Source organism: Pseudomonas sp. NPDC087346, from assembly GCF_044744235.1.
Lineage (GTDB): Bacteria > Pseudomonadota > Gammaproteobacteria > Pseudomonadales > Pseudomonadaceae > Aquipseudomonas.
This window is the reverse complement of the sequence record NZ_JBIUXX010000185.1, coordinates 1-1,146: the sequence shown is the minus strand read 5'-3', so window position 1 is coordinate 1,146 and position 1,146 is coordinate 1. Positions and strand designations below refer to the sequence as shown.

General features: G+C 58.6%; 1 protein-coding gene. It reads left to right on the top strand.

Translation table 11 applies throughout. The annotated features are described in order from the left end of the window. Window positions 1–66: 66 nt before the first annotated feature. Window positions 67–1,146 (top strand): hypothetical protein (locus ACIOZM_RS31965; RefSeq protein ID WP_401221691.1); only part of this gene is annotated, 1,080 nt, incomplete at its 3' end.

The window sequence follows — 1,146 nt, the reverse complement described above, 5'->3', positions numbered from 1 at the left end:
ATGGCGAGCCTGGTCGATGGTGGTTGGTTGGTGACCTGGAACAGTGTAGGGCAGGACGGGAGTGGCATGGGTGTTTATCAGCAGCGCTTCAACGCTGCCGGTGTCGCCGTGGGGGGGGAATCACAGGTCAATACCTTCACGGCGAACAATCAGGGGAATTCGCGGGTAGTCGGTCTGACCGGTGGTGGCTGGCTTGTGACTTGGACGAGTGATGGGCAAGACGGCAGTGGCTGGGGCGTTTACCAGCAGCGCTATGATGCCAATGGTACCAAGGTGGGCGCGGAAGTTCGGGTGAATGCAGAGACCTTGAATGCGCAGGGTCGTAGCGATGTGGTTGGGCTAGCCGGTGGTGGCTGGGTGGTGATATTCGAGGATAACAGTTCGGGCATTTACGTCCCCAAATTCCAAGTCTACGATGCCAATGGTGTAACCCTAGGCTCAAACATTGTCGTCACCAACAATAATGTCGGGCAGCCGACCATCGCTTACCTCACTGATGGCGGCTGGGTAATTGCTTGGGGGGGGGGCGGCCTGGGCGATGACAGCGGCATCTTCATGCAAGCTTATAACGCCGATGGCAGCAAAAAGGGTGTGGAAACTCGCAGTAATACTTACACGACAGGTGTGCAATCAAACGCGGATATCACCGGGCTGGCCGATGGCGGCTGGCTGGTGAGTTGGGGCAGTGAGACGCAGGATGGCAGCGGTGTCGGTATCTACCAGCAGCGCTACGATGTAAACGGACTGGCCCAAGGACCGGAAAACCGAGTCAATACCGTGACGGCCGGCGACCAGCAACTGGCTGCGGTCACCGCACTGAAGGGCGGTGGCTGGGTGGTGGCCTGGCAAAGCAACAACCAGCTCAGTGGCACCTCGGGCAATGATATTTATCAACAGCGCTACGATGCAGTCGGTAACAAACAGGGCGTTGAACAGCTCGTCAACGAGAGCTTCACTGTCGGTGAGCAGACGCTGCCGAACATCACCGCGACCGCCGATGGTGGATGGACCATCAGTTGGGTCAGCGCCGGGCAGGACGGCAGCGGCCTGGGCGTTTACCAGCGGCATTATTTGCCGAGCGAGGATGTAAAACCGTCTCTGCCATTGCTGTTGCGCGTGGCACGACTCAAGCAATGGCTACAGCGA